This is a genomic window from Lysinibacillus composti, from assembly GCF_016908465.1.
Taxonomy (GTDB): domain Bacteria; phylum Bacillota; class Bacilli; order Bacillales_A; family Planococcaceae; genus Ureibacillus; species Ureibacillus composti_A.
In genome coordinates this window covers 19,466-46,033 of the sequence record NZ_JAFBDY010000025.1, presented here as the reverse complement: position 1 = coordinate 46,033, position 26,568 = coordinate 19,466, and the positions used below count along the sequence as shown (strand labels likewise).

General features: G+C 35.8%; 23 protein-coding genes. 19 read left to right on the top strand and 4 right to left on the bottom strand.

Annotation, left to right across the window (positions count from 1 at the left end):
- Positions 1 to 111 precede the first annotated feature (111 nt).
- From rny to JOD29_RS17530, 3 genes are all read left to right on the top strand, one after another.
- On the top strand, positions 112 to 1,665 hold the full coding sequence (gene rny, locus JOD29_RS17540; protein WP_124766106.1) for a ribonuclease Y: 1,554 nt from the start codon (positions 112 to 114) through the stop codon (positions 1,663 to 1,665).
- A gap of 524 nt (positions 1,666 to 2,189) precedes the next feature.
- Positions 2,190 to 2,825, top strand: a complete 636-nt coding sequence (locus tag JOD29_RS17535; RefSeq protein WP_124766020.1) for a hypothetical protein — start codon at positions 2,190 to 2,192, stop codon at positions 2,823 to 2,825.
- A gap of 63 nt (positions 2,826 to 2,888) precedes the next feature.
- Entirely contained in the window at positions 2,889 to 3,458 is a 570-nt protein-coding gene (locus JOD29_RS17530; RefSeq protein ID WP_124766022.1) for a hypothetical protein, read from the top strand.
- A 284-nt stretch (positions 3,459 to 3,742) separates the two neighbouring features.
- Here JOD29_RS17530 and JOD29_RS17525 read toward each other — a convergent pair whose 3' ends face one another.
- The 4 genes from JOD29_RS17525 to JOD29_RS17510 form a co-directional block, all read right to left on the bottom strand.
- Complete coding sequence (locus tag JOD29_RS17525) at positions 3,743 to 4,036, bottom strand: Zn-ribbon domain-containing OB-fold protein (protein WP_124766024.1); 294 nt, start codon at positions 4,034 to 4,036, stop codon at positions 3,743 to 3,745.
- Positions 4,037 to 4,070: 34 nt separating this feature from the next.
- A complete protein-coding gene (locus tag JOD29_RS17520; protein WP_124766026.1) occupies positions 4,071 to 5,201 on the bottom strand; it encodes a thiolase C-terminal domain-containing protein in 1,131 nt (376 codons plus the stop codon).
- A gap of 91 nt (positions 5,202 to 5,292) precedes the next feature.
- Entirely contained in the window at positions 5,293 to 6,621 is a 1,329-nt protein-coding gene (locus JOD29_RS17515) for an MFS transporter (protein ID WP_124766028.1), read from the bottom strand.
- 288 nt (positions 6,622 to 6,909) lie between these two features.
- Complete coding sequence (locus JOD29_RS17510; RefSeq protein WP_124766030.1) at positions 6,910 to 8,469, bottom strand: AMP-binding protein; 1,560 nt, start codon at positions 8,467 to 8,469, stop codon at positions 6,910 to 6,912.
- 196 nt (positions 8,470 to 8,665) lie between these two features.
- On the opposite strand from JOD29_RS17510, the gene JOD29_RS17505 reads away from it, so the two are divergent.
- From JOD29_RS17505 to JOD29_RS17430, 16 genes are all read left to right on the top strand, one after another.
- On the top strand, positions 8,666 to 9,277 hold the full coding sequence (locus JOD29_RS17505) for a TetR/AcrR family transcriptional regulator (protein ID WP_124766032.1): 612 nt from the start codon (positions 8,666 to 8,668) through the stop codon (positions 9,275 to 9,277).
- 320 nt (positions 9,278 to 9,597) lie between these two features.
- Positions 9,598 to 11,298: an S-layer homology domain-containing protein gene (locus tag JOD29_RS17500; RefSeq protein ID WP_124766034.1), complete on the top strand. Its 1,701-nt coding sequence runs from the start codon at positions 9,598 to 9,600 to the stop codon at positions 11,296 to 11,298.
- Between the two features lie 124 nt (positions 11,299 to 11,422).
- Positions 11,423 to 12,157, top strand: coding sequence for a hypothetical protein (locus tag JOD29_RS17495; protein WP_124766036.1), 735 nt, complete (start codon positions 11,423 to 11,425; stop codon positions 12,155 to 12,157).
- A 262-nt stretch (positions 12,158 to 12,419) separates the two neighbouring features.
- On the top strand, positions 12,420 to 13,169 hold the full coding sequence (locus JOD29_RS17490; RefSeq protein WP_124766038.1) for a YveK family protein: 750 nt from the start codon (positions 12,420 to 12,422) through the stop codon (positions 13,167 to 13,169).
- A complete protein-coding gene (locus JOD29_RS17485) occupies positions 13,162 to 13,872 on the top strand; it encodes a CpsD/CapB family tyrosine-protein kinase (protein WP_124766040.1) in 711 nt (236 codons plus the stop codon). Before JOD29_RS17490 ends, JOD29_RS17485 begins: the two co-directional genes overlap by 8 nt.
- A gap of 64 nt (positions 13,873 to 13,936) precedes the next feature.
- Positions 13,937 to 14,701, top strand: a complete 765-nt coding sequence (locus JOD29_RS17480; RefSeq protein WP_124766042.1) for a tyrosine-protein phosphatase — start codon at positions 13,937 to 13,939, stop codon at positions 14,699 to 14,701.
- Between the two features lie 430 nt (positions 14,702 to 15,131).
- Positions 15,132 to 16,970: a polysaccharide biosynthesis protein gene (locus JOD29_RS17475; protein WP_124766044.1), complete on the top strand. Its 1,839-nt coding sequence runs from the start codon at positions 15,132 to 15,134 to the stop codon at positions 16,968 to 16,970.
- A gap of 32 nt (positions 16,971 to 17,002) precedes the next feature.
- Positions 17,003 to 18,313 (top strand): glucose-6-phosphate isomerase, encoded by a 1,311-nt coding sequence (locus JOD29_RS17470; RefSeq protein ID WP_124766046.1) that lies wholly within the window; start codon positions 17,003 to 17,005, stop codon positions 18,311 to 18,313.
- A gap of 1 nt (position 18,314) precedes the next feature.
- A complete protein-coding gene (gene galU, locus JOD29_RS17465; protein WP_124766048.1) occupies positions 18,315 to 19,199 on the top strand; it encodes a UTP--glucose-1-phosphate uridylyltransferase GalU in 885 nt (294 codons plus the stop codon).
- Between the two features lie 287 nt (positions 19,200 to 19,486).
- Complete coding sequence (locus tag JOD29_RS17460) at positions 19,487 to 19,867, top strand: prepilin-type N-terminal cleavage/methylation domain-containing protein (protein WP_240033621.1); 381 nt, start codon at positions 19,487 to 19,489, stop codon at positions 19,865 to 19,867.
- An 812-nt stretch (positions 19,868 to 20,679) separates the two neighbouring features.
- Complete coding sequence (locus JOD29_RS17455; protein ID WP_124766110.1) at positions 20,680 to 21,795, top strand: DegT/DnrJ/EryC1/StrS family aminotransferase; 1,116 nt, start codon at positions 20,680 to 20,682, stop codon at positions 21,793 to 21,795.
- A complete protein-coding gene (locus JOD29_RS17450) occupies positions 21,795 to 22,454 on the top strand; it encodes a sugar transferase (RefSeq protein WP_124766050.1) in 660 nt (219 codons plus the stop codon). The genes JOD29_RS17455 and JOD29_RS17450 overlap by 1 nt, the downstream gene beginning before the upstream one ends.
- Positions 22,451 to 22,987: a GNAT family N-acetyltransferase gene (locus JOD29_RS17445; RefSeq protein WP_124766052.1), complete on the top strand. Its 537-nt coding sequence runs from the start codon at positions 22,451 to 22,453 to the stop codon at positions 22,985 to 22,987. Before JOD29_RS17450 ends, JOD29_RS17445 begins: the two co-directional genes overlap by 4 nt.
- Positions 22,988 to 23,048: 61 nt before the next feature.
- Positions 23,049 to 24,056, top strand: coding sequence for a GNAT family N-acetyltransferase (locus tag JOD29_RS20760; protein WP_158610579.1), 1,008 nt, complete (start codon positions 23,049 to 23,051; stop codon positions 24,054 to 24,056).
- 47 nt (positions 24,057 to 24,103) lie between these two features.
- Entirely contained in the window at positions 24,104 to 25,225 is a 1,122-nt protein-coding gene (locus JOD29_RS17435; RefSeq protein WP_124766056.1) for a glycosyltransferase family 4 protein, read from the top strand.
- A gap of 62 nt (positions 25,226 to 25,287) precedes the next feature.
- Complete coding sequence (locus tag JOD29_RS17430) at positions 25,288 to 26,568, top strand: O-antigen polysaccharide polymerase Wzy (RefSeq protein WP_158610580.1); 1,281 nt, start codon at positions 25,288 to 25,290, stop codon at positions 26,566 to 26,568.

Sequence of the window (26,568 nt, the reverse complement as noted above, 5' to 3'; positions counted from 1 at the left end):
AGTATGTATAATTTTTTGAATTATGACATGAAATAGGCAGTATGTTGAAGTGTCAATGTATGAGCCGACTGAAACTGAAAATGAAATATAGCAAGCGGAGGTGTTCGAATGATGGAATACATTATCTCCGCTTTGCTTGGAATCATCGTCGGTGGCGCTGTTATCTATTTCTATATGAAAAAAGTGAATGAGTCAAAAGTGAATGGTGCAAAACACTCGGCTGAGCTTATTATAGATGATGCAAAGCGAGAAGCGGAAGCGCTGAAAAAAGAAGCACTACTAGAAGCAAAAGATGAAACTCACAAAATTCGAACTGAAGCCGAACAAGACGTTCGCGAACGTCGGTTTGAACTTCAGAAACAAGAAAATCGGTTATTGCAAAGAGAAGAGAATCTTGATCGCAAGGATGATGCTCTGAATAAGAGAGAATCAGGCTTAGAGCGAAAAGAACAAGCTCTAACTGAAAGACAGCAGCATATTGAACAGATGGAAAGTAAAGTGGGAGAGCTCGTCGCACAACAGAAGTCAGAACTGGAACGCATTGCCGCTCTTACACGTGAGCAAGCAAAAGATGTCATTTTGAAGCAAGTTGAAAACGAACTTTCAACTGATATCGCGGTCATGACGAAAGAAGCTGAAACACGTGCGAAAGAAGAATCTGACAAAAAAGCACGAGAATTATTATCACTTGCCCTACAACGTTTTGCAGCTGATCATGTTGCCGAAACGACTGTATCGGTTGTAAACTTACCAAATGATGAAATGAAAGGCCGTATCATCGGTCGTGAAGGTCGTAATATTCGAACACTTGAAACACTTACTGGAATTGACTTAATTATAGATGATACTCCAGAAGCAGTGATCTTATCCGGATTTGACCCGATTCGTCGTGAAACAGCTCGTCTTGCACTTGAAAAATTAGTACAAGATGGTCGTATCCATCCAGCTCGTATTGAAGAAATGGTGGAAAAATCACGTCGCGAAATGGACGAGCAGATTCGTGAGACAGGTGAACAAACGACATTCGAAGTGGGCGTACACAATTTACACCCAGACTTAATGAAAATCTTAGGTCGCATGAAGTATCGTACAAGCTATGGCCAAAACGTGTTAAAACACTCAATCGAAGTGGCACACTTATCAGGCTTACTTGCAGCTGAACTTGGAGAAGACGTAACGTTAGCAAAACGTGCCGGTCTTTTACATGATATCGGGAAAGCGATTGACCATGAAGTCGAAGGAAGCCACGTGGAAATCGGGGTTGAATTGGCAACGAAGTATAAAGAACATCCAGTTGTCATTAACAGTATCGCGTCTCACCACGGGGACACAGAACCAACGTCAATCATTTCGGTCATCGTTGCAGCAGCTGACGCATTATCAGCAGCTCGCCCAGGTGCTCGTAGTGAAACTCTTGAAAACTACATCCGTCGCTTAGAAAAACTGGAAGAAATTTCAGAGTCTTACGATGGCGTAGAAAAATCTTATGCAATCCAAGCTGGTCGTGAAATCCGCATCATCGTTCAACCTGAAAAGATTGATGATTTGGCATCTCACCGCTTAGCTCGTGATATTCGTAAGAAAATCGAAGAAGAACTCGATTACCCAGGTCACATCAAAGTAACCGTAATCCGAGAAACTCGTGCAGTCGAATACGCAAAATAGAAATCATACCTCTTTTGGCATTATGCCAAAAGAGGTTTTTTATTGGTTACTAAAGTAGAAATTTTTGAGATTTATTGTGTTAGGGAAGAGAGATGATTCATCTGGGTTATGTACGACAAAGTTAGCTGAAAATCTGAGGGGAAGGTAGTTCATCTTGGCAATCAAGACCCAAATCAGCGATAGATAAAAGTTCTTCATAAATATGATGATTACCAGAATTGAAGATTAAAATAGGAGAAAAGGTCTCCATGAATGTGATGAAGACTAAATACAGTGATTGAAAAAAGAAAAAGGGTCTTCACAAATGTGAAACACTTTATAAAATACTTTTAGATTACGCATGAAAACGTTGATTTGACTTTTCAGGAGTTATTTTCCATTTATAATTACCTCCTTAATATCCTAGAGGGTATCGTAAGGAGTAGCTTAAGGAATAAAAATGATTGACATAGACTTTTGGATAAAATATACTTTCTATAGAGATATCGTTACGATGTCCTTTACGAATATAAGGGGGTAGTGAGATGAACATTTTTCAAGTTAAAAGTAAACCAGGGAATGTAGAGAGAATAAGTGAGTTTTTAAAGGATAATTTTGTTGCTATCGGTTGGACTGAAACAGGCTCGCTTAAAGGAGCAGACAAGGAAACAATTAGAAAAAAACTCGAAGAACTCGGCTATAAAGGCCAATCACTTAGAACAAATCTTGGTACAGTAAATTCATTTGTAAATACAATGAGTAGCGATGATGTTGTTTTAGTCGCCGAAGGGGAGTTCGTTCATATTGGAATCCTTAAAGATTATGATTGGCAGGAGAAATATCTTGAAATCCGTTGCGCTCATATGCGCCAAGTTGAGTGGAAAGCAAAAGTTAAGAAAAGTGATTTGAATAGCGAAGTTCAAGCTCTTTTGAGAAATGGAACATCTGTTACAAAATTCAAACACCCTTTCTTTGTGGCTGAATTAGATAAATACTTAGATTTAAATAATGAAACGTCAGTAGATAGAGAGCCTACGTCAGAGAACAACCCTGTTTTACCTGAGCAATATAATGAAATTGCTGATAAAACTTTAAAAACTTTAGAAGGATTATTAAACTCTGATAACGAACAAATTAAATTAGAAGCAGCTAAAGAACTCCTTAAATTTTTAAAGAAATAACTGAGGTATTCCTTGCCCCTTCCGTTAAGGTAGGGGCTTTATAATTGAAAGGCGGTTATTATCATGCAATTAGATTTAATGAAATTGTTTGATGGTTATGTTAGAAACTATCATACTTTTAATCTTACAGTGCATCATGGAAAGCACTCATTTACTATGACTGAAATTGAGTATTTTTCAAGGTTAGGTTCAATGTTGGGGTATTTTGCATACACAGAAGACACTTGTAACGGTACGAATAGACCTATGGACTTAACGTGGTGGGATAATTATGATGGCGAGTATTGGCATGACTTTGCATTACATTTAGAACGAGAAAACTATTTTAGAAAAGATGAAGAAACTTTGGACAAGCTTTTTTGTGAACGTGAGTATATCCCAGCCAATATTATTGGAATAATGAATGTTCGAAATCATGAAAGAATTGAGGAATTGCTTTTACAAGCAAAAACTATGTGCAAAGTTGATAACGCTTTGTTAATTTTTAAAACAACTGCTAGCGGAAACAGCCAAAAGTATTTTGATCAAGTCTATGCTTATTTACTGAATAAGAAAGATATTATTGAATCAAAAATTGCTAACGTTTCTGATATTTCTGGGACTTTATATATGTATTATGATAATGAAAAGTGATTGTTATTATATTCACTTATCTTAGTTTTTTATTATTATAGCTCCAATACGGTTTTCTTTGATTAAATTAGCACTATATAGCATAAAGGAATAACAGAACAATGGATAGAGGAAAGGCGCCGCTGAAATGAACTTCTTAAGGCCGATTAAGCTCAAAAAGGGAATGGGCCACAAAAAAGTAAACTTTCATAAGGCTGATGAATTTATAAGACCCATAGAAACAAAAAAGCAAACCTACCAACCTCCTTTTACAGAAGTTAATAGATTCGCCTCATCTAGACACATTACACTAACTCAGAAAAATAATAAACCCCATTCTCCACCGCATCCAGTTTCACTCGACTCCCGATTTCGATCCCGTCTTTAATGCGAGCCGTAATTTTGAGGTTGGCTTCATCTAATTGGATGATGCCGATGCAATAGGGTGCTTCGTGAGCAAACTCAGTAGGGGGGACGAAAACTTTCGTCAAGGAATAGACGGTGCCTGTATCTGCAATTTCCCGAGTCACCTCGTCATAGGTAGCATGACTTGTATGATCGTAAAGATATGGTCTTCCATATTGTTCATAGATTTTCATCGCGCTCAAATCCTTTCTATTATATATACCAAACTCATACCCTCTCCAAAATATGAATAACCGAATAGGCACCAGTTCCGCCAAGATTTTGCGCCATGCCTAAGCTAGCGTTATCCACTTGGTTTGGTGCTTGGCCACGTAGTTGTAAGACGATTTGGATGAATTGGGCAATTCCCGTTGCGCCGATTGGATGACCTCTTGATAACAGGCCTCCGCTTGTATTGAGTGGTGTTTTGCCGCTCAATCCTGTTTCTCCTTCTTCAATAAACTTCCAAGCCTCCAACTCCTTGGCAAATCCAAGTCCTTCGATGGCGAGTAGTTGGGTAATCGTAAAGCAGTCATGTACTTCCACCACATCTAAATCTTCAGGGCCAATTCCTGCCTGAGTATAGGCTTTACGACCAGATTCGACAATAGCCGGAATCTTCAAGATCGAATCTAGATGTTGAATTGATGTAGGACCAGATACTTGGACAGAAGCTTTCAATTTGATACCCGTTTTCTGTTTACTGATGACCACACTTGCCGCACCGTCCGTAATTGGTGAGCAATCAAAAAGTCCGAGTGGATCAGTAATCATTTTTGCCTCTAACACTTCTTCAATCGTTGTTGGCTTACGGAATTGGGCTAGTGGATTGTTCACCGCATAATCTCGGTTTTGCTTTGCCACATAGGCTAGATGTTTTTTTGTTGCGCCCGACTCAAAAAAATAACGATTGGCAAGTAAACCAAAGAAAGCGGGGAAGGTCAGGCCGCTATTTTTTTCGAGCGATTGATTATCCATGGCGGCATTGATAGCTTGCGTTACCGTTTCAGTCGATGCGTGTTTCATCTTTTCTCCGCCTACAACGAGGACATTTTCATATTCGCCACTTAAGATTCCGAGAATCGCTTGTCGGATCGCGATACCACCAGATGCACAAGCACCCTCGACTTTTAGAGCTGGGATGGATCCAAGATTTAAGTCATTGACGACTATCGCGCCAAGTATTTCTTGATTGTAGATGGCGCCACCCATAAAGTTACCAACGATGACCGCGTCAATGCGAGGGTAGTCCGCATCATGCAGTGCGGCTCTTGCGGCTTCTACTAACAAGTCCTTTAATGATTTATTCTCGTGTTTCCCGAATGGGGTCATTCCGACACCGCTAACATATACATCCATTTGATTTCCTCCAAATTTATAGGATAAAGCCAAGAATAATGAACTATCCTTGGCTTTTGATAAAGTCAAATATTCAAAGTTTCAAAGCACTCTATGACAAAACCTTCTCCGGCTGCGTTTCGCTTTGCCCAACTACACTACCATCTTCCTCACTATCCTCATATTGCGTGATCACGCGAGTGTCAGGTGCAAACAGGATAAGAATTAAGGAAAGGACAAGTCCGGCAATCATGAATCCGCCGAAAGCAAATGGTGAAGCGCCGACGTTTGTGCCCATTGCTGTCCAGATCATTGGACCGAATCCTACGATGGCTGCAGCAATTTGATAGCCGAGTGATAATCCCGTATAGCGAACGTTTGCAGGGAATAGCTCAGAGAATAAAGTTCCTTGCGTCGCAAAGATCGATCCCCAAACAACTCCTAATAAAAGAATCTGCATCGTAAAGAACAATGTGTTGCTAATCGGAATTGCCATGAAATACGGAATTGCCAGAGCGATCATGGCAACAAGTCCGCTAGTGTAAATGATTTTACGGCCGATGAAATCAGATAGATAACCAATCAACGGAATCGTAATAATCATCGTTGCACAGCTTAGCGTTAACGCCAATAGGGCAGTATCTCGAGAGTAATCTAAGTAAGTAGTCGAATAAACTAAAATAAAGGACATTAAGAATACGTTGAAGAACCCATCGCCTAGTTTTAATCCGATTAGGCGGAAAATGTCTTTTGAGTTGTGTTTGAACACATGAACAACTGGAATTTTTGCCAGGTCGCCTTGCTCTTTTTTACGTTGGAACTCTGGTGTTTCTTCGATGCCACTTCGAATCCAAACTGCAACTACGATCAGCACGATACTAAATAGGAAGGGAATACGCCAACCCCAAGCCATAAATTGTGCTTCAGTTGTTAAAGAGCTAATTAATGTGAAACTGAATGTACCTAATACTAATCCAAGCGGTACCCCTAATTGTGGGACTGAGCCGAAGAAACCACGAATGCCTTTATTTGCGGATTCTGTCGCTAACAGAACTGCGCCTCCCCATTCGCCACCAAGGGCAATCCCTTGAATCAACCGTAACAATACTAATAAAGCAGGTGCCACCAAGCCAATTTGAGCGTAGGTTGGAAGTAAACCGATTAAGAACGAACTTCCACCCATCCCAATGAGCGTGAGCATTAAAGATGCCTTCCGTCCAATTCGGTCACCCATATGCCCGAAAATGATACTTCCGATTGGTCGTGCCGCATAACCAGCCCCGAAAGTCGCGAAAGCAATTAAAATGGAGACGGCAGGGTCATGGTTTGGGAAGAAGAGGCTAGAGAACACCAACCCCGTTGCCGTTCCGTACAAGTAAAAGTCATACCACTCGATAATCGACCCTACTAAACTAGCTAATAACACTTTCGTTTTTTTCATAAAACACCTACTTTCTTATATTTAGGTTCTGTTATACCTGAATGTTGATTTGAAATAAGGGAAAAAATTTCTCCTAAATTGGAAAATACCCAAATTTTCTTAAGAATAAAGGAAGATTTTTCCCTTATGCTGTCCGAATCTTTAAATTTTGGCCGATTTTTAAGAGTTAAGGGAAAAAAATTCCCTTATTTCGGCTTAAAATGCATCCGATACAATCCTTAACGGAATATTTTTCTCTTATTCGTTTAATACCATTACGAAAATGAAACTCGTCGCCCCAACAACCCACTAAATCGAAATCGAACTTCTCAAAATATGCTTCTGAATCTTTCCAACCGGCGTGCGTGGGAAATCCTCCACAAACTCAATCGAATTCGGCACCTTAAATTTGGCTAATCGCTCTTTACAAAATTCAATCAGTTCTTCTTCCGTCACACTCATATCCTTATTCAAGATCACGAACGCCTTAATCGCCTCGTCTCGCATATCGTCCGGTACGCCAATGACAGCGCATTCATAAACAGCCAAGTGTTGAGTTAAAACGCTTTCAACTTCTTGCGCGGCGACATTTTCTCCTGAGCGTTTGATCATATCCTTTACACGGTCAACGAAGTAGAAGTAGCCATCTTCTCCAATGCGTGCGTTATCACCAGTTAACAGCCAACCATCTTGCAATGTTTGTCTAGTCGCTTCTTCATTTTTAAAATATTGCTTCATAATCGTACGGCCAGGAACACCTTTCACCGCAATCTGTCCAACAGTCCCTTGAGTTACTTCCTCACCTTGCTCATCGATGAGTTTTACCTCATAACCAATACTTGGGCGGCCAATACTTAAGTTTTTCCGTACCCCATTTAATGGATTAATAAGCGGGATGCCGACTGTTTCCGTCATGCCATACATGTGTAAGAGTTTACAATCAAACTTCTCCTCGAACTCCTTAATTTGATGTTCGGCAATTGCCTGTGCATACATCACGAGTCGAATCGGATTTTCGCGCAACTCTTCAGTATAGTCTTTTGCTAAAATCATTCGAATCGGAGCAGCAAATAGGGAGCCGACCGTTCCACCTAATGATTTGGCTTGTTTAAAGTAACGAGAAGCACTAAATTTTTCAGTTAACGCAATACTTCCACCGGTAACGAGCGCCGACATCGTAGAGTAGTATTGTGCATTACCATGGAATAAGGGTAAGACGATAAACATGCGATCGTCCTCAGTCACCTGAATGGACTTCGACATGAGTTCGCCGGTATAAATATAGTTGGCATTGGTGATTTGAACGCCTTTTGGTTTTGAAGTTGTACCTGATGTATAAAGCATTCCGACCACATCTTCCGTAGAAACTTTTGGAAAACGACTTGTATCTGTAGACGCTTTTTCAATTAAGCGATCGAAATTTAATAGTGAAGGAGATTCGTTTTTGAATCTAGTTAAAATAATATGTTGGATGGTAGGTAGGTCTTCGATGATGTTTTGGAACTTTTCTACATGCTCTTCTTCTGTAATTAACAACACAGATTCTGAATGATTGATGATGTAGCTCATCTCATCTGCGGAAGATAAAATATTTGTCGGAACCATGATCGCCCCGATATGTGCTAAGGCAAACCAAGTGGTTAAAAATTCAATATTGTTAGGTAGATGGATGGTGACATGATCTCCCTTTTGAATGTTTAAATCTAGTAAAGCGTTGCTAAGTTTTAAAACCCCATCATAAAACTCAGCGTACGTTTTGGTTGTTTGATGCCCCCCAGCATCTTCAAACGCAATCCACGTTTTAGTTGCGTGAATGCTCACCTTTTCTTCCAAAAGTGAACGAAGCGTGCGATCCCCGATAATGTCCATTTAAGTACCCCTCCCTGTGATAAAATCCCCTTTGTAGACTGAAGTCATAGACTATAGTCTAAATAATAAATCACATAGAATTGTAATGTCAATAAAATTCTGAAAATTAAGAAAGTTAACCAATTCAATTGATAAATACACGTCTAATGGACTATAGTGTTAGCTAATGAACGTTGTTTGGAAATGGGGGACAGCGATGACGAAAGGGATTCGGCAAGTACAAGCAGAGAAAACGAAACAGCGAATTTTTAAAACAGCCTTAGAGTTATTTCAAAAAAAGGGATTCGATCACGTGACGGTCGATGAAATTGTGAAAAAGAGTAATAGTTCAAAAGGGGCCTTTTATGGTCACTTTGATTCGAAATATGGAATCTTTTTAGAAAAATTTAAAGAAATCGATACATTCTACGAAAACTTTGCACATACCATACCAGAGGATGCCTCACTGAAAGAAAAAATATTAACTTTATTTCAAGGCCAAATGAATTATTTAGAACATGAACTTGGAAAAGATTTAATGAGATCCGTGTATACGAATGGATTAATAGAATCTGAGGATCATTTCTTTGCGAATACAGAACGAAGCATCTATAAAATATTAAACAACTATATTAAGAAAGCAATTGAACAAGGGGAATTAGTAGAAGAGGCTAGTCCGGAAAGGCTAGCGATGCTAATTTCTCGATGTATGCGCGGGAACCTGTACGATTGGATTGCCTTTGGAAAAGACTTCAATCTTCAAGAAGAAAGTAGCCAGTTTATTGAACTATTTATGGAAGGGATTTTGAGTCGGTACAGCAAAAAGTGAATAATAGAGACAATAAATGACAAAAAGAGTCATCTATCTACAAAGATGGCTCTTTTTGTGTGTTACCAAGACCTACCTTTAGTTCCAATTCCCTCTTTACAAACCAATAAATAATTAACATAAATTTAACTTGTTTTCAAAATAAGCAACAAACATTTACAGAGTTTTATGCTACAATATTAAAAGTATTATAAAACTACTAAAATTTAGTAGATTTATGAAGGGAATAAATTACTTAAATACTATGAAATATTCGATAGGTTGTGTTATCATACTTACTGGATATTAATGACAAATTTAGAATTACGGAGGTAATGTGAATGAAAAAGCAAAAACTTTTCAACACGGCAATTGCTACGGCAATGGCAGCAGGTGCAGTGGTAGCAGTAGCACCAACTGATGCAGATGCAGCAACGAAATCTTTTAAAGATTTAACTACAAACAACTCTCACTACAATACAATTATGAACTTATTAGAACGTGAATTAATTAGTGGGTACCCAAATGGAACGTTCAAACCAAATGACGCAGTTCAACGTGGACATGCTGCATTAATCATTGCAAACGTTCTTGGTTTAGACAAAACAAACGTAACGGACCCTGGATTTAAAGATGTTCCAAAAACACACCCATACTATGGTGCAATTGCAGCACTTGCAAACAAAGGGATTATCGGTGGTTATGCTGATGGTTCTTACGGTGTTAAAGATACTTTAACACGTGGTCAAATGGCAGTCATCATCAAAAATGCATTTGAATTAGAAGCAAATGGTCAAACAGCACCATTCACAGATATCGTAAAACACCCTTACAAAGAGCACATTACTGCACTTTACGTTAACAAAGTAACTTCTGGTAAAACTGCTACGAAATTCGATGCGGCTTCATCAGTAACTCGTGGACAACTTTCTACTTTCGTTGTTAAAGCAGAAGAAGCTCAAAAAGAAGCTTCTAAAGAATTAACAATTGTAGAAATTAAAGATGGCCAAGTAGTAACAAACAAAGGTACGTATGATATCGATCCAGCAGTTGCAGCAGTATTCACTGAAGCAAACGCAGCAGCATTGAAAAATGCATTAGTTGGATTAGAAATCGAAAAAACAACGACTGCAGTAGCTTCTTTAAACAACTTTGTAGCAGCTGAAGCAATCGGCAAAATCGTTGGCATCAAATCATTAACTATTACAGCTGAAAATGTATCATTCGACGGTGGTAAAGTATCAATTCCAAACGTTACAGTAAATGGTAACAACGTTGTAGTGAACAATGTAGTAGCTGACAAAATTGAAGTTGCTAAAGGCCTTACTGTTGAACTTAAAGGTGTAGAAGTGAAAGAAATTGCTGTACCAGCTGATACAAAACTTACACTAGACCCAACTTCAGTAGTAGACAAAATTACGTTACCAAAAGGTGCGAAAATTGAAGATGTTGTTACAAACTATAACGAAGTAAAAGATAAAATTAAAGAAGTAGTAGAAGTTGATGAATCAGGAAATGAAAATCCAACTAACCCAACGAATCCAACTGAACCAGGTGGAAACACTGGTGGATCTGGTGGCGGAGGCGGTGGTGGTAATAACACACCTACACCAGCTGAACTAAAGGCACAATTTATTACAAAAGTTACATCAAATATTACTGAAGCACATTCTAAACAAGGTGCTGATCCATATGTTACTTCTGAAGCACCAACATTGGGTGCAGATGGTGTTTATGACATTGTTGTAACAATTCATAAAACAGGTGCTGGAGCGGTTGAACTTGTAAACTATAAAGATGAAGTGCTTCCATTCTTCAGTAATAATGTTAACGAAGTAAGTAATGTTCAATTCAATTCAGCTTCACCAATCGCTGTTACTAGTGCAAACAGAGGTGCAATAATGGGATCTTTAGTAGATGCACTAGATGTTGATATTATTGGTGGAACATTAGGTGATCTGGTTGGAGAAGAGCTTGATGTGAAACTATGGGTAACAAATGCAGGTAATGAACCGGTGGAATTTGATATTATTTTTGAATAAATATATCTAAAGAACTAGCATATTAACAAATTAGATTCCCCAGAACACGGGTGTTCTGGGGAATTTAAATCTTAAAGGCATTTTGTCAGTTTATACAAGATTTGTAGGAAAAAAGGAGCTAACAATGAAAAAGAAGTGGAAATACATATTACTTGTCTTTGTGTTGTTGCTTGTAGCTATCGGTGGATATGCACTATATGTATTTAAGTTTAAAGAATACGATGTCGCGGATCCTGAAGTTGATGAAATCATTGAAGAGACGTATACGATTGAATTACCAGATGGAACTGAATTAGTTGTCAATAAAGATGGTAAGATTGTCGAAGAAAAGAAACCTGCTGAAGGTTCAGATTCACAAGTTTCGAAAGATAAAGAAGCTACTGCTGGTGAAGAAGATGAATCTAAATCACCAAATACTTCAACTTCAACAGGAAAACAAAACGACGCATCAACTTCGACTGGTTCTTCAAAAACACCAAATTCAACAACTGGTCAAAACAGTAAACCAACCGTTGGAGAGATCAAAGCGAAATACACAGGGACATTCCAATCATTACAAGGTCAGGCTGAATCTAAAATTAATGGTCTAATTGGTCAAGCAGCGAGTGAGTATTCGTCGAAAAAAGCAAATGGTGAAAGTATTAGTGTTGGATACTTCTATAGTAAATACGTTGGTGCTGCCAATAGTCTAGAAGCAAGTACTGATGCGACATTTAACACTTTAATCTCTGTTATTGAACAAGATTTAGAGGCGAATGGCTATGATAAGTCTTATGCTCAAAGCTTCCGAGATGAATACGAGGCAACGAAAGAGGCTCGTCGTAACGCTTTACTAAGCAAAGCAAAAGAAATGATGTAACATTAAAAAGTGAACATGCCCTCGCGCAAGTGAAGGCAGTTCACTTCAATTTCGCCCAATTAGGTAAATTATGCATATTGAGGAAACCCTTCTCTTTTAAATATTACATATAATTAGAATAAAATATACTAAATTCACAGTTAGCACCTAATTCGCCATACAATTGTACTACTTCCAATTGCATGAAACATAAATTTGCCACTAACAAACTACTAAAAATGAGTTATAATACAAGAAGGATTTCAACGAGGGAGATGAATTTGTGGAAGAAACAATCAGCCTACAGGACCTTTTTAAAGTTTTGAAAAAACGTTTTTTATTAATCGTGAGTATAACAGTTGCAGCGATGGCAATTGCGGCTATCATCAGCTTTTATTTTATAACACCAATCTACCAAGCTTCAACGCAAATACTAGTAAACCAAAAAGCTTCCGAACAACCAACTATTCAAACGCAAGATATTCAAACCAACTTACAATTGATCAATACATATAACGTCATTATCAAAAGTCCAGCAATCCTTTCTAAAGTAATCGAAAACCTGGATTTAGATATGACACCTGGTCAATTAACTGAGAAAATTACTGTAACAAATGCCAATGATTCACAAGTTGTCAATGTTAGTGTGCAAGATGAAGAAGCATTCCGTGCAGTAGATATTGCCAATACAACGGCAACAGTATTCCAAAATGAAATCAAAACATTAATGAACGTAGATAATGTAAATGTATTATCGCCAGCGGTTCTACCAGAAAATCCATCTCCAGTAAAACCTAATAAAATGTTAAACATTGCGATTGCTATGGTAATCGGATTAATGGTCGGTGTAGGTCTTTCATTCCTATTAGAATACTTAGATACAACGATTAAGTCTGAACAAGATGTTGAAGAAATTTTAGATTTACCGATTATCGGTTTAGTAAGTCCGATTCCAGATAAAATGCAGGAAAAATCTGTTTCTACTAAAAGAAAAAGTCGAGCTACTAGTAGAGGAGAGAAAGTAAATGTTTAATAAGAAGAAAAAACGAATGAACGCAAAGTCAATGGCGAGAAGTTTAGTTGTTGAAACGAATCCAAAATCCGTAATTGCAGAACAGTTCCGTACGATTCGAACAAATATTAATTTCTCGATGCCAGACCAAGAATTAAAAACATTACTTGTTACTTCTGCTGAACCGAGTGAAGGGAAATCAACAACTGCTGCAAATATTGCAGGTGTATTTGCGCAAGGTGGTAAACGTGTGATCTTAATTGACTCAGATATGCGTAAACCTACTGCACATTATACATTTCATTTAATCAATTCTTTTGGTCTTTCAAGTCTTTTAACAAAACAATGTACATTAGATGAGGCCATTAAGAAAACAGACGTGGAAGGATTAGATGTCATCCCAAGTGGTGCCATTCCACCAAACCCTGCTGAATTATTAGCTTCTAATCGTATGGACGCAATTGTGGAAGAGTTGTCTCAAAAGTACGATTTAATCGTTTTTGATACACCACCAATTTTATCTGTTGCAGATGCACAAATTATTGCGAATAAATGTGATGCAACCATTCTTGTTATTAACTCGGGTGGAACAGATAAAACAAACGTATTAAAAGCAAAAGAGTCACTTGAAGTGTCTAAAGCCAATATAATTGGTGTGGTTATGAATAACTTTACATTAGATAAAGATCACTATTACTATCAGTATTACGGCAACGCTGAGTAAAGGCATTTGATTAAATGCCTTTTCTCTTTGTCTCAAAATCTTAAAAAGAAGGTGTTTACTCAAAATGATTGATATACATAGTCATATTCTATATAACGTGGATGACGGGCCAGAAGAGCTGGAGCAGTCATTAGCGATGTTAGAGTCTGCCTCTAACGAAGGCATTACAGATATTATTTCAACGTCTCATTCTTTACATCCTCAATACGATGTTTCTGCTAATGCAGTAACAGAACAAGTTTCACTACTTCAAAACGAATTACATCAACGAAATATCTCTCTTAAAATCCACACAGGTCACGAAGTACGATTATGCGAAGAAATTGTCGAACTTTGTCAAACTAAACAAATCCATTTATTAGCCAATTCAAACTACTTATTATTGGAATTACCTTCGAGCACAGTACCTCAATACACAAAAAATATTATTTCAGCTTTATTAGTTGAGGGAATCTTACCGATAATTGCACATCCAGAACGAAATAAAGCTATTGCAGAAAAACCAGAACGCTTAGAACGACTCATTCGTGAAGGGGCAGTAGCTCAACTCACTTCCGGAAGTATTGCAGGTCACTTCGGTAGCGCTGTCCAAAAGATCTCACTTGAATTAGTAAGAGCAAATTTAGTGCATACGTACGGATCGGACGCCCATAATTTAACAACACGCCCTTTTTTATATAATGAGGGGCTAGATTACCTAGAAAGGAAAAAAGAACTAGATGCAGTAGATCTTTTTTTAGAAAATAATGAACGTATTGTGAAAAATAACCCATTAGTAATATATGAACCTGAAGTAAATCAAAAGAGAAAATGGTGGAAATTATTTTAACAAATACTAAAATTAATATTTCGAATACCGTTTTATAGGTTTATTGAACTAGTGAAATGACAATTTGCGTCAAAAAAAGCGTAAAAATACTATAAAATAATTGTTAATTTATAGGTTTATACAATTACCTCTTTCAAATTATTAATAAGGTGATATAATAAAAACGTTCCACGTATATAGACCTATTGTAATAGGTAGAAGAATTTTCTAAATTGTTAAATACATGTAAATAATTTCTTTTTCCTAGTTTACTATTGTTCAGTTATAATTTGATGGTATTTAGTACCATGCGTGAGCAGATAAGTATGACTGAGCAATGTTAAACAATGAAGAAGTAACTTGTTGTTTATTTCTTAAGTCATGCATAACCTTGGACTAAAGTTGCATAAATTCTAATTATTACTATTTTTTGTTGAAAGAGGTAGATGGAATGAACTATAGATTACGGTATACGACGTTCTTTATCCTGGATTCAGTCATTGTACTGTGTTCAATATTCTTTTGTTTTTGGATCCTGCATCCGAATCTCAGTATTTTCTCCCATAATTTAATTGTGGTAAGTGCGATTACCCTTTTAATCAGCCATCATATCGCAGCGCATTTCTTTCATTTATATGACCGAATTTGGAGTGTCGCGTCAGTCCGTGAATTACTAACAATTTTTTATGCAATCACTATTTCAGTCGCTTCTGCAAGTTTAGTTCAATTACTTTTAGCAAGTGACGTTTATATGCGATTAATGGTGATCACTTGGCTATTACATATTGTATTGATTGGAGGTTCACGTTTTATACTGCGTATCGCACATGATCGTACACCAATCAAACCTAAAGGTGATTTAAAACGAGTGTTAATCGTTGGGGCAGGACAAGCGGGGACGATGCTAGTTCGAAATATCCAACACAACGAACACCCAGAATATCATCCGATTGCATTCGTCGATGATGATTCAAATAAACAAAACTTAACCCTAATGAACGTTAAAGTGAGTGGTACGATTCAAGATATCCCAAACATCGTAAACGAAAAGGGAATTGATGAAATCATTTTAGCCATACCGTCATTAGGAAAGTTTGGAATCAAGGAAATTTATAACATATGTGCAACAACTCAAGCCAAAGTGAAAATCATGCCTAGAATCGAAGATGTCATGACGGGGAAAGTTTCAGTTAATGAAATGCAAGAAGTGAAAATTGAGGATTTACTAGGTCGTGAAGAAGTAAAACTCGATATGGTTGCAATCTCAAAAAAGTTAACAGGGAAAACGATTTTAGTAACTGGTGCAGGAGGATCAATCGGTTCAGAAATCTGTCGTCAAGTCATGAAATTCAAACCGAAAGTGCTTCTTCTTTTAGGACACGGTGAAAACTCTATTTACACTATAAATATGGAGTTAACTGAAAAATTCGAGGGTGAAACAGTAATTGTACCAATTATTGCAGATGTCCAAGACCGAGAGAGAATTTTTGATATAGTGGCCCAATTTAGACCAGATGTCATTTATCACGCAGCAGCACACAAACACGTACCATTAATGGAATACAACCCAAAAGAAGCGGTCAAGAACAACATCTTTGGAACAAAAAATGTTGCTGAGGCTGCACATGAGTATGGAATATCTAATTTTGTGCTTATTTCAACTGATAAAGCAGTTAACCCACCCAATGTGATGGGTTCAACGAAACGTATAGCTGAAATGGTGGTCCAAAATCTGGCTACACGTAGTAAGACGACTTTTGCAGCAGTTAGGTTCGGAAATGTACTTGGTTCACGTGGTAGTGTTGTACCACGTTTTAGAGCTCAAATTGCTGCTGGTGGTCCAATAACGGTGACTCATCCAGACATTACAAGATACTTCATGACAATCCCAGAAGCATCACGTTTAGTATTACAAGCTGGTACGTTAGCACGGGGGGGAGAAGTATTTGTCCTTGATATGGGCGAACCAGTGAAAATTACAGACTTGGCCAAAAACCTAATCAAATTATCTGGATATAAAGAAGAAGAAATTAAAATAGAATATACAGGATTACGTCCTGGTGAAAAAATGTTCGAAGAATTATTAAATCCAGAAGAGATTCAAGAAGAACATGTGTATCCAAAAATTCATGTTGGGAAAGCAAACGCAATGGATTATGATTCTTTAAACGAATTGCTACTAAAATTACAAACTATTGAAATAGACGAGATAAAAGAAGAAGTGGTTGCAGTAGCAAATGGAAAATTTGAAAATCAGCGTAAAGAAGCGTTAAGCGTTTCAGTAATTTAAGAATTGAAACACTGAAGAAAAGAGGGAAGAATGTGTCATCACAATTACTTCAAACAACAATTTTGAATGAAGAATTTTTAAATATTGATTTGTCAAAATACGCTTCTACTGTTGCAACCATTCATCGACATATCGAAGAAACAAAAGACGAGCCGACAGGATGGATTAATTCACCATTAGAAGAGAACAGTCAGTTAATTAGTTCAGTTTTGAGTGTTGCAAGTGAAATTAAATTAAATGCAGATGTGTTAGTTGTCATTGGGGTTGGTGGTTCTTATTTAGGAGCAAAAGCGATTCAAGATGCATTGACACCTTACTTTGGGTCTCATCCGAACGGAATTGAAGTTGTGTATGTAGGCCACAACATGAGTGGTGCTTATATTCATCGGTTAATTAAGAGTCTTGTAAATAAAGAAGTTTATATAAATGTTATTTCTAAATCAGGTTCAACAATGGAACCGGCACTTGCTTTCCGTGTTTTTAGACAATACATGGAAGAGCGTTATGGTGATAAAGCAAAACAACGTATAATTGCCACCACTGATCCTGAAAAGGGAATTTTAAAAGGAATTGCAGAAAAACATGGCTATCGACAATTTACAATTCCGCAAAACATAGGTGGTCGCTATTCTGTATTAACAGCTGTAGGATTACTACCAATCGCTGTAGCTGGTGTTGATATTATTCAACTACTCGCTGGTGCCAAACATGCTGCTATTCTATTAAAGGAAGAGTCTTTAGAAAAGAATGAAGCATATCGTTATGCGGTTATTAGAAATGAATTATATAACCAAGGATATAAGGTCGAATTACTAGCTTCCTTTGAACCAGCATTAGCAAATTTTCATGATTGGTGGAAGCAATTATTTGGTGAAAGTGAAGGAAAAGACGAAAAAGGATTGTTCCCAGCAACTGTAAACTTCTCAACAGACTTACACGCTATTGGTCAGTTTATTCAAGATGGTTCACCAATTCTTTTTGAAACTTTACTTCACTTCCATGAAATTGCAGATGATTATGCAGTACCTTACGATGTTCGAGATGAAGATCATTTAAACTACTTAAGTAATCGTAGCTTTAATGATATCAATGCAACATCAAAACAAGGAACAGCGATTGCTCACGCTGAAGGTGGCGTTCCTGTAATTCAGCTTGAATTAGATCGTTTAGATGCCTATCATTTAGGGTATTTAATTTACTTCTTTATGAAGGCGTGTGCCATGAGTGCGTATTTAGTAGAAGTAAATCCATTTGATCAACCTGGTGTTGAGGCATACAAGAAAAAAATGCTCGAACTATTAAATAATGAAGAATCTAAGGTTTTTGAAAGGATGTCTATTTAATATGAAGAAAGTCAGAAAAGCCATAATTCCTGCTGCTGGACTTGGGACTCGTTTCCTTCCTGCGACAAAAGCAATGCCTAAAGAAATGTTACCTATCGTTGATCGACCAACGATTGAATATATCGTAGAAGAAGCAATTGAATCGGGTATTGAAGATATTATTATTGTGACTGGAAAAGGGAAACGTGCAATTGAAGACCACTTTGACCGTAATTTTGAACTAGAAGAAACATTGAAAGCAAAAGGGAAGTTAGACCTTTTAGATAAAATCAATCAATCTTCAAAAGTGGAAATTCATTATATTCGTCAAAAAGAAGCAAAAGGTTTAGGTCATGCTGTATGGTGTGCACGAAACTTTATTGGTGATGAACCATTTGCGGTGTTATTAGGGGATGATATTGTTCAGGCAGAAAACCCTTGCACAAAACAATTAATTGAACAATATAATGAAACGGGTTCTTCTGTTATTGGTGTCCAAACTGTTTCGGATGAAGAAACACATCGCTATGGAATTATTGATCCAATCTCTTCAGAGGGAAGACGCTATGAGGTTAGTAACTTCGTAGAAAAGCCGGAACAAGGCACTGCTCCTTCTAATTTAGCGATTATGGGTCGCTACATTTTAACACCTGAAATCTTCGAGTTTTTAGGAAAACAAGAAACTGGTGCAGGTGGAGAAATTCAGTTAACTGATGCCATTCAAAAGTTAAATGAAAGCCAAAAAGTCTTTGCTTATGATTTTGAAGGGAAACGATATGATGTTGGTGAAAAACTAGGCTTTGTTAAAACGACGATTGATATTGCTTTAGAAAATGAGGAAATTCGTGAAGATTTGTATAAGTATTTATTCGAAAAGATCAATGAAGCAAAGGTAAATATTCAATAAGATAGTAAACCTATCAAGTATTAGTAAAAATATTGTTATATAATATAGTACTTGTGATTTATAATGAAACTAAACTTGGTGATGCCTCCTCCACCACTATCAATGGAGACACTCGGTCATGCTGTGGGTTGAAAAACACCTTAGACACGGATACGTTGTCGGTAGTGTGGTGTGAGGAGGGGTTAGATGCCCTATTTATTTTATGTATAGTATTTCTTATGCAATCACTTCTAAGAATAGACCTCGATTAAAAAAGATTAAATCTTGATCTGTAAGGGTGATTCAAAGTGAAAAGTCTATGGATAAGAAAATTAAAGGGAATATTTAATAAAAAGGGATTAACGCTCGTTGAAGTTCTTGCAGTACTAGTTATTTTAGGCATACTCGTTGTAATCGCGATACCTTCGATATCCTCTAGTATTGAGAAGGCAAATACTGAAGTGTGTCACACAAACAGAGTTGAATTAGAAGAATCCTACGAGATGGAACTTACTTTAGAAAATTTAGTAAATAATGAAAAATTGTTTACAATGTATGTTAGAGAATTTGGTGAACAAATTTGTCCCGAAAATGGTGTAATTACATATGTTGACGGAGAAGTGAATTGTAGTGTTCATACAGTAAATGATCATGAAGAAGATAATGAAGGTGAAGTACCATTCTTGTGAAGTCACATTTACTTGAGTGTGATGATAAAGAATGAGGGATTGGTTTTAGAGTTAAGGAAATTGTTATTTGTACATCATTTAGGGTGTAAGAATATATCAAAATATTTCCAAATCATATAGCGAATCAACTATATAAATCATCTGATGAATATTGTATGATTATTTTGTAGTAATAAAGTAATGTGTTTGGTTTAGGTATTTTCGTACAGGTGATGATTTTTTTGAAAGTAATTTGGACTAGTTGAATGTAAAGCTGATTGAATGTTGAGGTGGAAGTCAGAATGGTCAATAGATAACCACAACATATTGTGTTAAAATCAGTGGAAAATCATGAAATTATACAATATATGGAATTTATCTATATAACATAGTATCATTTTGTTAGTATATAAAGATAAAACGGCTAAAATCGAGGCTTTTGAATTTGAGAAACGTTGATTTGACGGGCTTTTTAACAACCTAAAAAATGGAAAAATATTGAATGTAGTTAAGGAACTGAGTATCGTAGTTAGATTGAGTTCTAGAAACCTTGGTGGATAAGGGTTTGAGGTGGTTTTAGTGAGATTTATAGATTGATTGAATGGTTTATATAATAGGAAGAAACTCGGTTTAGACTACAGGAAAGGTGAATATCTATTTTGTATTTGATTAGTAGATTGAATAGATATTACGAGGTGGCTATTAGATATAGATAACATTTAGTGGTTTAGTAGTTAGTTGGAATTGAAAAATAACAGATTCTAATTAAGTCCTAATCTACTAAAATATTAACTTAACATGGGAAGGAAGTCTAGAAGATGGAGTCGACAAAAGTGAAAGAAAGAATATTCCTCTCTTCACCGCATATGAGTGATGAAGGTTTTGAAATGCAATATGTAAAGGAAGCTTTTGATACAAACTGGATTGCCCCCCTAGGTGAAAACGTAAATGGATTCGAAAAAGAACTAGCTGATAAGGTTGGTTCTAAAGCAGCGGCGGCATTGTCTTCAGGAACAGCCGCTATTCATCTAGCTCTTAAAGCAGCAGGAGTCGGAGAAGGAGATGTTGTTTTTTGTCCAACACTTACCTTCTCAGCTACAGCAAATCCAATCATCTATCAGAATGCCATTCCGGTTTTTATAGATAGCGATTATGAAACGTGGAATTTGAGTCCGAAAGCTTTAGAAGAAGCTTTTGAAAAGTATCCAGAAGTAAAGGCAGTACTGGTCGTCCATCTATATGGTTTGTCAGCAGATATGGACAAAATTATGGAAATCTGTAAGAAACATAACGTAGCGGTTATTGAAGATGCTGCTGAGTCGCTGGGTACTTACTATAAAGGTAAGCATACAGGGACTTTTGGTGATTATGGCATCTTCTCTTTTAATGGAAATAAGATTATCACTACTTCTGGTGGAGGAATGCTTGTTTCAAATAATGAAGAGCGAATTGCCAAGGTAAGGTTTTGGGCAACTCAATCTAGAGATCAAGCAAGGCATTATCAACATAGTGAATTAGGGTTTAATTATCGGATGAGTAATGTTGTTGCTGGGATTGGTAGAGGGCAGCTTAAAGTGTTAGATCAGAGAGTTGCGAAGAAGAATTATATCTTTGAGTTTTATAAAAGAGAGCTTGGTGGGCTTGAAGGCATTAAATTCATGCCTAGCAATGGATGGGATGAACCAAATTATTGGTTAAGCTCGATAACATTGTCTGGTAAAGTACGGCCTATTGATATATTTGAAGCATTGGAAGCAGAGAATATCGAGTCAAGACCAGTATGGAAACCAATGCATATGCAGCCGTTCTTTGAGAAATATGATTTCGTTGGTGAAGGTGTATCGGAGAAGTTGTTTGAGAATGGTGTATGTTTGCCGTCTGATACGAAGATGACGGACGAGGACTTAGAAAGAGTAGTCAAGACTGTTAAGGGGTTGTGGTTAGAATAATGAATAATTCCAAAGGTGAAATTTATAGAAGGTTTGTAAAAAGGGCTATGGATTTCTTTTTTTCAGTTATATTAATTGTAGTAATATCTCCTATTCTTTTTTTAGTGGCAATCGCTATTAAACTAGATTCTAAAGGACCCATTTTTTTCAGACAAGAACGAATAGGTCAAAATGCAAAAGTGTTTAAGGTTTACAAATTCAGGACCATGATTAGTGGTGCTGATAAAATAGGGTCCGGAATCTTTACAGATTCAACAGACCCAAGGATAACCAGGGTAGGTAAATTTTTGAGGAAGGCAAGTATTGATGAATTACCACAGATTTTAAACGTTATAAAAGGAGAAATGAGCTTTATAGGGCCAAGACCAGTACCAATCGGGCATCTACAAAAATATAATGTGGGTGATGAGAAGAGAATTATGTTAAAGCCTGGTATTACTGGGTGGGCCCAAGTTAATGGAAGAAATAAATTAACTTGGCCAGAAAAGATTGAGAAAGATATATGGTATGCAAATAATCTCTCTTTAATTTTAGATATAAGAATTGTACTAAAAACAATAAAATCTATTTTATTTAGAGAAGGAATATATTCAGGTAGGTACGCTAATATTGTTAAAAAGAATAATAGTATAGACAAGGGAGAAGTGAAATCAAAATGATTATTGGTAATAATATTATTATGAAGTTAATGGAAGATAAAGATATACAATATAAAGTAAAATGGGTTAACGATGAAGAAATTCGGGATGTTTTGATATCAGATTTTATCTCTGAATCGCAAACTAGACAATGGCTTTCTAAAAATGCTCATAACAATACTAGGAGAGACTTTTTTATCTTTTTAAAAGAAGATGAAAAACCTATCGGTTTTAGTAGTTTAAAGAATATAGATTATATTAATTCAAAGGCTGAAATGACTCTTTGTATTGGAGATAAAGAGGTAAGGGGAAGGGGCCTAGCTAAAGAAGCAAGAGGTTTAATGCTAGATTATGCTTTTTTAGAACTAGGACTTAATAAATTATATACTCATAATTGGGTTAAAAATAAACCAATTATTAATCTTAATCAAAAAATGGGATTTAAAATAGAAGGAACATTAAGGCAAAATAAATTTTTCAAAGGGGAATTCAGAGATTTTGTGGTTATGGGTCTCTTGAAAAGTGAATGGGTAGAGCAAAAAATACCAAAATAAATAAAAAAATTCCTTATGAGAAAAAAATGTATCAATATAGAAATTGGAGAGGATGTCCAAGGTGGATTTTGGGAAACTTCCTGACATATATTTTGAACCGGAGTATGGTCAACTTTATGAAAAAATGGAACAAGGAAAATTAGAACAATTCCATTTCAAAAATGATGTAGGTTCAATCTATTATCAGTTTATTAAAAGGCCAATTGATATATCTATTGATAATAATAAATATTATGATATAGTCACACCCTATGGATATGGGGGGCCTCTAATTATTGACTGTAACGAAAAATATAAAACAAAACTTATAAATGATTTCAAGGTTGAATTTCAGAAATATTGTAATGAAAAGTCTATTATTAGTGAATTTGTACGTTTTCACCCTGTATTGGATAACGCGAGGGATTTTAAGTCAATGTACAAAATAGAGGGTATTAGAAAGACTGTTGGAACCAACATTTACGAATTTGAGGATCCTATTGAAAGTGAGTTTTCTAAAAGTGCAAGAAAATCAATACGTAGGGCTTTGAATTCCCAAGTGAGTTTTAAGGTAACAGAAAAACCAACTAGTCTAAGAAATTTTATTGAAATATATTATTCAACAATGGATAGAAATGATGCATCTAACTATTACTACTTTGATGATGAATATTTTAGTAGTTGTTTAAAGATATTTAAAGACCAAATTATTTTAGTTGAGGTAATTTATGATGAGAAGGTAATAGCAGCCGGTTTTTATTTTGTTTATGGTAAATTTGTCCATGCGCATTTATCTGGTACTTTGAAAGAGTACCTACATCTTTCCCCAGCATATATTATTAAATATGCGACGGCTGTTTGGGCTATAGAAAATAATATTCAGTTAATACATTATGGTGGAGGTACATCTAATAGTGAACACGATCCGCTATATCAGTTTAAAAAGAAGTTTGGAAGGAATACTGAATATGAATTTTGTGTTGGAAAGAAAATATGGGACGAGGAAGCATATGAAAAGTTGTGTAAGAATACAGGAACCACTAGCGGCATAACTTATTTTCCAGCATATAGATATAACTCTAGTAATTAAATAATAACTACTACTTTCATACTTAGCATGATATTTAAGGAGTAATAATGAAAATATTATATGTAACAACCATATCAAATACAATGGGTTTTTTTACAAACCATATCAATATGTTATTAGATCAGGGGCATACAGTGGATTTAGCGTGCAATTTAATTAAGCCTATAAATCCTGAATTACTAGAACGGGGATGTAATGTCTATCCATTACCATTTCTACGTTCACCCTTGAAAAGGGGAAATTATAGAGCATATAAAGAGTTAAATACGTTAATACGTTCTGGAAAGTATGATTTAGTCCATACTCATACTCCAATTGCATCTGCGGGTGTAAGACTTGCTTGTCGGAATTTAAACAATGTGAAGGTAATTTACACAGCTCATGGATTCCATTTTTATAAGGGGGCGCCACTTAAAAACTGGCTTACGTATTATCCTGTCGAGCATTATTTATCAAGGTTTACTGATCTTATAATTACAATAAATAAAGAAGATTATGATAGGGCAAAATCCTTTAAAGCAAAAAGCGTAAAATATATTCCTGGAGTAGGTCTCGATATCAAGAAGTTTGAAAACATCGATATTAATAAATCTATAAAACGAAATGATCTAAAAGTTCCAGAAGACTCCTTTGTTGCAATCTCGGTAGGTGAACTAAATGGAAATAAAAACCATGAAGTAGTGATAAGGGCTATTGCGGAACTCAAAAATCCAAATATACATTATATGATATGTGGTGTTGGTCCTAAAGAGGAATATTTAAGAAAGTTAGTGAAGGATTTAGATTTAGAAGGGCAAATTAAATTACTAGGTTATCGTAGGGATATAGGTGAGCTACTAAAGGTATCAGATATTTTTGTGTTTCCATCATTTAGAGAAGGATTATCTGTTGCTTTAATGGAGGCAATGGCTTGTGGCTTACCAGTAATATGTTCAAATATTAGAGGAAATAGAGATTTAATTATAAACGAAAAGGGTGGATATTTAGTTAATCCAAAGAAAATAGTCTCGTTTTCCCAAGCAATTTTGGAAACTTATGAAAATGCTAATTTACGTGAGCGGATGGGAATCTACAATAGAGAAAAAATAAAATACTTTACTATAGATGTCGTTAAAGAAGAGATTAAAGATGTATATAATGACTTTAAAAAAGAATTGGAACAAAATTAATTAGTTGAACAGTAAACAAAAATAAAACATCCAAATTATTATTTATGAGGTTCGTTAATGGGGTGGGTCAAATAGTATTATTATATATTATATTGTTATTAATTTCAGGAGTTTATTTTTTTTGGAATGTAAAAAAAAAGAAATCTTTTGACATGTTTAGTTGGTATTTGTTAGGACAGGCTTTATTTTTCTCTATTCCATATATAGTGGTTACAATACTAAACTTAGATTTTAAGTATTACCAATCAGACGAAATAGTTTTGTTAGGATGGCTGCTAATAATTACTTCAAATGTATTAGTGTTTCTATCTTATAAAGTTTTTCCTATTTATTTACCAAAAGTTATTTCGAAAAGTAATAGTAATTTTAATAAAGCAGCATTGTTTATAATTTATGGTCTAGTAGTATTTTCATTTCTTTTTGCACTATTTAATATTATAGATATAGGGATTTCAAATATTTCAGCTAACCATGTCTTAAGACAACGACTATCTATTCTAGGACCTTTCGCCATAATACTGATGCTTCCATTAGGGGTATCGACATATTATTGGATACGAATTATTGATGGCGAAAAAACATCTTTTATTAAGTATAAGGCGCTAATATTTTCAATAATGGCTCTAATAGTGTCCTTTTTTAGAGGGCAACGAACAGATTTAATATTGCTATTCCTGTTTCCATTATTATATATATTTTATAAGAAAAGAAAGCTAGGTTTACTCATAGGTAGTTTTGTAGGCTTAATTGTCTTCTCAGCCGCTTACGCTACACTGTTTAAAACTAGTATACAATATTTAGATTTAGGTTTATCTGATGTTATTCTTAGAGTAATAACTGGCGATATTGACAGGAATTGGACATATTGGATGGCGATAGACCAATCTAGAGTAACTTCAAACTCAATAATGAGTATACCGTTTGGCGGATATATATATACGATTTTGACTTTCATACCACGATCGATATTTGAATTTAAAGGGTATTCAACTGAAACATGGTTTGTATTTTTTATGGGAAACAATTTTGAGAGTGACTGGTTTGTTAGTTCCCTTTCTGATGTGAACTGGGGGATAACATTAGGTGGTATAACCGAATCGATAATTAACGGTGGTTACATCGGAATTATATTGTTTAGTATAATAATGGGCTATATGCTTAAAGTTATGCAATATCTAACAATTAAGTATAAATATCTAAATTGCTGTATCCCTCTAATAGCTATATTGTTTTCTGGTTATACATTTTTTAATATTCTTATAATATATATTCCAATAGCTTTTGTGTTGTTTGTTTTTAACAAAAGAGATTGTTCCAAGATTAATAGTAAGGTTGTGAGCTGA

Coding starts and splice junctions, on each gene's coding strand:
- rny (WP_124766106.1), top strand. CDS start 112: ATGGAATACATTATCTCCGCTTTGCTTGGAATCATCGTCGGTGGCGCT.
- JOD29_RS17535 (WP_124766020.1), top strand. CDS start 2,190: ATGAACATTTTTCAAGTTAAAAGTAAACCAGGGAATGTAGAGAGAATA.
- JOD29_RS17530 (WP_124766022.1), top strand. CDS start 2,889: ATGCAATTAGATTTAATGAAATTGTTTGATGGTTATGTTAGAAACTAT.
- JOD29_RS17525 (WP_124766024.1), bottom strand. CDS start 4,036: ATGAAAATCTATGAACAATATGGAAGACCATATCTTTACGATCATACA.
- JOD29_RS17520 (WP_124766026.1), bottom strand. CDS start 5,201: ATGGATGTATATGTTAGCGGTGTCGGAATGACCCCATTCGGGAAACAC.
- JOD29_RS17515 (WP_124766028.1), bottom strand. CDS start 6,621: ATGAAAAAAACGAAAGTGTTATTAGCTAGTTTAGTAGGGTCGATTATC.
- JOD29_RS17510 (WP_124766030.1), bottom strand. CDS start 8,469: ATGGACATTATCGGGGATCGCACGCTTCGTTCACTTTTGGAAGAAAAG.
- JOD29_RS17505 (WP_124766032.1), top strand. CDS start 8,666: ATGACGAAAGGGATTCGGCAAGTACAAGCAGAGAAAACGAAACAGCGA.
- JOD29_RS17500 (WP_124766034.1), top strand. CDS start 9,598: ATGAAAAAGCAAAAACTTTTCAACACGGCAATTGCTACGGCAATGGCA.
- JOD29_RS17495 (WP_124766036.1), top strand. CDS start 11,423: ATGAAAAAGAAGTGGAAATACATATTACTTGTCTTTGTGTTGTTGCTT.
- JOD29_RS17485 (WP_124766040.1), top strand. CDS start 13,162: ATGTTTAATAAGAAGAAAAAACGAATGAACGCAAAGTCAATGGCGAGA.
- JOD29_RS17480 (WP_124766042.1), top strand. CDS start 13,937: ATGATTGATATACATAGTCATATTCTATATAACGTGGATGACGGGCCA.
- JOD29_RS17475 (WP_124766044.1), top strand. CDS start 15,132: ATGAACTATAGATTACGGTATACGACGTTCTTTATCCTGGATTCAGTC.
- galU (WP_124766048.1), top strand. CDS start 18,315: ATGAAGAAAGTCAGAAAAGCCATAATTCCTGCTGCTGGACTTGGGACT.
- JOD29_RS17450 (WP_124766050.1), top strand. CDS start 21,795: ATGAATAATTCCAAAGGTGAAATTTATAGAAGGTTTGTAAAAAGGGCT.
- JOD29_RS17445 (WP_124766052.1), top strand. CDS start 22,451: ATGATTATTGGTAATAATATTATTATGAAGTTAATGGAAGATAAAGAT.
- JOD29_RS17435 (WP_124766056.1), top strand. CDS start 24,104: ATGAAAATATTATATGTAACAACCATATCAAATACAATGGGTTTTTTT.